Source organism: Streptomyces sp. DH12 (assembly GCF_020873895.1).
Classification (GTDB): Bacteria; Actinomycetota; Actinomycetes; order Streptomycetales; family Streptomycetaceae; genus Streptomyces.
The window spans coordinates 1-400 of the sequence record NZ_JAHWGT010001548.1; the positions used below are offsets into that span (position 1 = coordinate 1).

The following is a 400-nucleotide window of genomic DNA, read 5'->3' on the forward strand; positions in this document are numbered from 1 at the left end:
GTGCGGTACAGCTCCTCGTACCTCCCGCCGGCCGCGAGCAGTTCGGTGTGCGTGCCGTTCTCGACGATCCGGCCCGCCTCCACGACCAGGATCCGGTCGGCGGCCCGTACGGTCGAGAGCCGGTGGGCGATCACCAGCGCGGTCCGGCCCGCGAGCGCCTCGGCCAGTGCTTCCTGGACGGCGGCCTCCGAGGTGGAGTCGAGGTGCGCGGTCGCCTCGTCGAGGATCACGACCCGCTGACGGGCCAGCAGCAGCCGGGCGATGGTGAGGCGCTGGCGTTCCCCGCCGGAGAGCCGGTACCCGCGCTCGCCCACCACCGTGTCGAGCCCGTCCGGCAGCGAGGCGATCAGACCGTCGAGCCGGGAGCGGCGCAGGGCGTCCCAGACGTCCTCCTCGGAGG

1 protein-coding gene is annotated in these 400 nt (G+C 74.2%); it reads right to left on the reverse strand.

Annotated features, from left to right (window positions below):
• Positions 1 to 400: ATP-binding cassette domain-containing protein (locus tag LPA54_RS41020; RefSeq protein ID WP_228985488.1), on the reverse strand; the 400-nt coding region annotated here is incomplete at both ends.